A 5,649-nucleotide genomic window follows, 5' to 3' on the forward strand; every position below is an offset into this window, starting at 1 on the left:
TCTACAAGCTTTGAAGGTTCTACTTTCAAGCTTCCTTCTTCTTCATTTTTCCATTGATGAAAAACGAAGCAAAAAATCTAGGCTTAGAAGTCAAAAGCTAAATTTCACTCCACTCGCCTAAATGATTTTAAACTCGCTTTGCTCAAACAAGAAAATCATTTTTAAACGGCTCAATTCATGAAATTCTTAACGCTTTTCCCTTCAATGCCAGGGGAGTACTACCAAACGAATGAGGTAGAAAGCCCACTGGCGCGAATGTTAAGTGCTAGCATCATTCGTGTCCTACAAATCATCAGAAATCTCCTGATTTCTAAATACCACAAATAACGAAAACTTAGTTTACAGTGTACTTATCTCACCTCTCTTTTATTGACTGAAACTTCATGAATGGGACAATAAAGGAGAGGTTTATTTGATTTTTTTTGTTCAAATAATTGATTAAATAAAGCATACAACTAAATTGCAGACTACTACTACAAAGCAAGACTTTTAATAAATACTTCAGTAATAAATCAAAACAAATGAACAAAATTAGTAAACTACTACTACTCACGCTTCTATCTTCAAATCTTTTTGGACAAAATACACTTGTCTGGGAATTTGCAACAAAAGGTAGCGTCTATTCCTCTCCTGTAACGGACGAACGTAATCTCTACATAGGTAGTCATGATTCGTGCCTCTATGTTTTAGATAAAGCAAATGGTGAAATGAAGTGGAAATTTCAAACGAAAGGAGCCATCAAATCACGTCCCTTGCTGTATCAAAATGCTGTTATTTTCAACAGTACTGATGGAGTCATTTATGCAGTAAACAAGAAAAATGCAGAGGTACTATGGCAATTCAAGACGGATGGTGAACAAAGAAAAGACATGTGGGATTATTTTCTTTCATCTCCAGTATTTGCCGATGGAAAAATTATTGTGGGCAGTGGTGACGGAAACGTTTATGCGTTAGATCCAAAGCAAGGAAAATTGATTTGGAAATTTAAAACCGATGGAATTGTTCATGCCACTCCATTGGTACACAACAATCAAGTTTTTATCGGAAGCTTTGATGGCTTCTTCTACGCACTCAACGCTGAAAACGGTCAATTGATCTGGAACTTTAAAACCATCGGTGACGCCTATTTCCCTGTAGGTGAAATGAAGTGGAAATTTCAAACGCAAGTAGCCGTTAAATCACGTCCCTTGCTGTATCAGATTGCTTTTATTTTCAACAGTACTGACGGAGTCATTTATGCAGTAAACAAGAAAAATGCAGAGGTACTATGGCAATTCAAGACGGATGGTGAACAAAGAAAAGACATGTGGGATTATTTTCTTTCATCTCCAGTATTTGCCGATGGAAAAATTATTGTGGGCAGTGGTGACGGAAACGTTTATGCGTTAGATCCAAAGCAAGGAAAATTGATTTGGAAATTTAAAACCGATGGAATTGTTCATGCCACTCCATTGGTACACAACAATCAAGTTTTTATCGGAAGCTTTGATGGCTTCTTCTACGCACTCAACGCTGAAAACGGTCAATTGATCTGGAAATTTAAAACCATCGGTGACGCCTATTTCCCTGTAGGTGAAGTCCAAAAAGGAGCTGCACTTTATAAAAACACTGTCATTTTTGGCACAAGAGATTATAATATTTATGCATTGAATATTGAAACGGGAAGGGGAATGTGGAACATGAAAGAAAAAGGAAGCTGGATCATTGCCACACCACTTGTCGTAGGTGATCAGATTTACTTTGGCACTTCAGATTCTCATCGATTCTGTGGACTTTCAGCCACTGATGGAACAGAAATTTCTTCTTTTCCATTAAATATGCGTGTTTATGGAGAGGCAATCCAGCACAAAGAGGACCTCTATTTTGGGTGTTTTAATGGTAAACTCTATAAAGTTGAGCAGACCAAAGGAAACATAGAAGAAGTTTTTCAAACCTACGGAAGTAAGAAAAATTATCATCTTGTTTATGACAAAAATGATGAGTTTTTAAAAGGATTTGAATTGTATGGTCAAGATGCTGAAGGAGCAGAAAAGAAAATCCTTGATCTAGGTTCCATTTTATCTACTCCGATGATTGATAATGACATTATCTATTTCGGTGATTCAAATGGACATATTTATGCTTTGAAATTATAATTCAAAATAAGAGACATCATTAATGGAAAGTATCAAATTAATGATGTCTCTAGCATAAAAGTACTCAACCTAAAATAGATAATAATTAAACAAATCACTTGCCCATAAATTTATTCATAGTGCAGGCAATTGGCCCACTCTTCTTCTGACCTTATACTTCATTTCATTTTTTTTAGAACACTGCAAAGAGCATCATTTGTTATTGAATGCAATTAAGTCGCAATTACTTTTTCAATGTTTTGGCCACTCTAAGAGATTGAACTATCTTTTCGAAAAATTGTCATCAATCACTTTCAAAACATATAAATGAGTAAGCTTAATAAAGTACCAGTAATCATTCTCAATGGATTTCTTGGGTCAGGAAAAACCACTCTTTTTAGAAATCTTTTAACGCAGTCTGTGAAAAAAGATATTCCAGTTTGTGCAATTGTAAACGATATGAGTGAATTGGATGTTGATGGAGAATTACTAGGAACTACAGATGCAGTAGAAGACAACACCCAAATTCTGGAATCTATCCATAATTGCTTAATCAGTAGTGATAAAGGCATTGAAAAACTAGATCAAGCCCTTCAAAAATTACTTTCAAATCAAACACCCGAATTGATCATCATTGAGACATCAGGCAGCAGTCACCCAATGCCACTCATTGAATATTTCAAGGAACAATCTAAAGTGAAACTCATTGGTGTTTTTGCGCTTGTTGACAGCTTGATGCTTAGTCATGATTTCAATTTTGGAGAAAGCCTTATTCCAAGACTACAACAAAACCTTAGCACAGGAACAAGAGATACGGTCAACTTGCTCGTAGAACAAATCATGTTTTGCAGTCACTTGTTCTTAACAAAAAGTGATCGAATTGGTAAAGACAAACTACCACATATTGCTTCTTATATCAAGAATATCAATCCATTAGTAACTACTCACTCCTTACACTTTGGGCAGTTGGAGATTGAAGCAATTTTAGAACTTCAAGAGTATGATTATTATAAAGTAGCTCAACTTATTGAAGAATTAAAACCCGTATTGGTTTCTGAAACAAAAGAAGAAAGACCTTATAATTTAGCAACTAGAGTATTAAAAGATGACCGTCCTTTTCACCCTCAGCGCCTTTGGGATGTTTGTCATGAATATCTTGATCAAAGAATCTATAGAAGTAAAGGTTTCTTTTGGCTTGCAAGTAGAGATAAGCACTCTTTGTTATGGAATCAAGCGGCCGGAGGCATTAATTTAGAGATTATTGGTTCTTGGCGCTCTGGAATTTTAGAAGATGAGGACAATGGTTTGCTTGAAGAAGAAATTTTGCACCTGGAAAAAATGATAGCGAGAGACCCTAGACGCTTTGGTGATCGTCATTGTGACTTAACAGTCATTGGAGACTTATCGCAAGTGGATCGTTTTACTGATGCTCTGGCTTCTTGTTTTCTTACTGAAGAAGAAATTGAACTTTGGAATGCTGGCCATCAATTTAAAGACCCATGGCCAAAGAAAATTAAAAGGATTGAAGGGTAATGCTGCAACCCATAATTGAAATTATGGGCTTTTGGGTGATATAACATTTTCAAAACCCTTTTTTAAACGAGTAAGTTGAATTCGTTTTGTAATACAACAATCAAAAGACACTACTGTAGGGTCGTTGCAATGCAACGACCTCACGGACCACAACACCAACCACGAATTACGGAAATGAGCATTTGGTTTTCTGAATTACTCCAAGCCATAACAAAACATATCACCTTCATCAAAAAGAAAAACAACCGAGGGTAAATATCCGCCATTAAAAGGGAGATTTATTTTTAAGTGCATTATTAAAAGATTACTTCCTGCCTATTGCAGAAGCTTTTTGTAATATTCAGTCTGAATTTTAACAACAAAAGCAACAACTAGAAAATAGGAATATGGCAAACCAACCAATACGCAACATTGTATATATACTTCTCGGTATTTTTTCTTTTTCATGCATCAACCAACAAAATAAATTGGTAGTAAAGGAACCGGTAAGTATCAACAGCATCGCTCCAGATAGAGGATTAGCAGACCCGCACGTGATCATTGTCAATGACACCTTATACACTATGTGCGGACATGACAAGAGTTGGGATACTTATGGTTCATGTGTCATGGATCGATGGGAATTATGGTCGACGACCAACTTGAAAGATTGGGAACATCACTTGAATATTCTGCCGAAGCAAACTTACATTGGAGAAAAAGACAACTGCTTTGCTGGAGATGTAGCCACAAAAGATGGAAAGTTTTATTGGTACTTTTCAAACAGAACATACAGCACTGGCGTCATGGTGGCTCCGTCAATGAAAGGTCCCTGGAAAGATGCTTTGGGAAAACCACTTTTGCCTGAAGGATTGACATCCACAAAATCGTATGACCCTGAAGTAGTGGAAGACAACGGAAAACATTATATCATTTTTGGTGCAGGCCAATATTTTATTGCCACTTTGGGAGATGATATGATTTCGTTGGCAGATCAACCTCAGAAGTTGTCGATCTTTTTTGAAAATGGAAAGCAGAAATTCACAGGCGACAAACCAGCCATTTTTAAGAGAAATGATTCGTATTACCTTTTCTGGGGAAATCAATACGCAATGGCCAAAACACTTCATGGTCCTTATACTTACAAAGGTGAATATTTAGATGGAGGCCACGGAAGCGCATTCGAATGGGAAGGGCAATGGTACAGCATTCAAGAAAATCATGAAACCAACGCTTTTTATAGAGGAGTGCAGTTAAGACCTCTTTATTTTAATCAAGATGGCACCGTAAAAATTCCTGAAATCAACTTAGAATATCCGTTGCCCGGAAGAGTATATGATTTCAATTACTCTACGCAAGGATGGCAAGCAAAACAAGGCACAGACTTGAAATACAATAAGGAAACTGGGACAGTTTTTGGAAAAACCAATGCGAAAGACGCCATCATCACTTCTACCCCTTACCTTCATAGCCCTATTTATCTTTGCAAACAACTTCGTATTCAATTTAGAAAACATAATCCTGAAGACCGCCTAAAACTTGCGTTGTACAGCTACGAAAACCCCAAGCGCTACACCAAAAACAATCCACATAATGTAGACTGGTCTAGAGAGGAATGGCTGGCCGTAAATTCTTCTAATACAACAGACTGGCAAGAAGTCACCATTCCATTGTCTGAATTTACAAATCATCAAAAATATTTACATCAAATTGCGGTGCAACCTTCTTCTGAGAGTGCCAATGCACAATGGGAAATCAGAAGCATCATTGTTGAATAATACGTTCATCTACTTTAGGCAACAATCACTTTTTTTTGCTTTCTCTTTTATATCAATGGCTCAGGATATGAAAAGAGAAAGCAAAACTATCACAAATGGTTTGATTATTGATCTATTCGTATTACATTGAAAGTGCTTAGAGCATGTTTGAAATAGCTCTTAACGAAATTATAAAACTGACTGTTTAACGAATCTCATGAAAAACCTTCAACTTTATCATAGAAAAGTCATCCAACGTCTTATTG

Annotated in this window: 3 protein-coding genes; all 3 read left to right on the plus strand. The window is 36.4% G+C overall.

The window, feature by feature from the left end:
- The first annotated feature begins 521 nt into the window (after nucleotides 1-521).
- The 3 genes from AVL50_RS30200 to AVL50_RS30210 all read left to right on the plus strand — a co-directional run bounded on the left by AVL50_RS30200 (nucleotide 522) and on the right by AVL50_RS30210 (nucleotide 5,404).
- Nucleotides 522-2,135 carry a PQQ-binding-like beta-propeller repeat protein gene (locus tag AVL50_RS30200; RefSeq protein WP_062621404.1) on the plus strand — a complete coding sequence of 538 codons (1,614 nt, stop codon included), beginning with the start codon at nucleotides 522-524 and terminating at the stop codon, nucleotides 2,133-2,135.
- 306 nt (nucleotides 2,136-2,441) lie between these two features.
- Complete coding sequence (locus AVL50_RS30205; RefSeq protein ID WP_062621406.1) at nucleotides 2,442-3,647, plus strand: GTP-binding protein; 1,206 nt, start codon at nucleotides 2,442-2,444, stop codon at nucleotides 3,645-3,647.
- A gap of 386 nt (nucleotides 3,648-4,033) precedes the next feature.
- Nucleotides 4,034-5,404 carry a family 43 glycosylhydrolase gene (locus AVL50_RS30210; RefSeq protein WP_062621408.1) on the plus strand — a complete coding sequence of 457 codons (1,371 nt, stop codon included), beginning with the start codon at nucleotides 4,034-4,036 and terminating at the stop codon, nucleotides 5,402-5,404.
- Nucleotides 5,405-5,649: the final 245 nt, after the last annotated feature.

This window comes from Flammeovirga sp. SJP92 (genome assembly GCF_001583495.1).
Taxonomy (GTDB): domain Bacteria; phylum Bacteroidota; class Bacteroidia; order Cytophagales; family Flammeovirgaceae; genus Flammeovirga.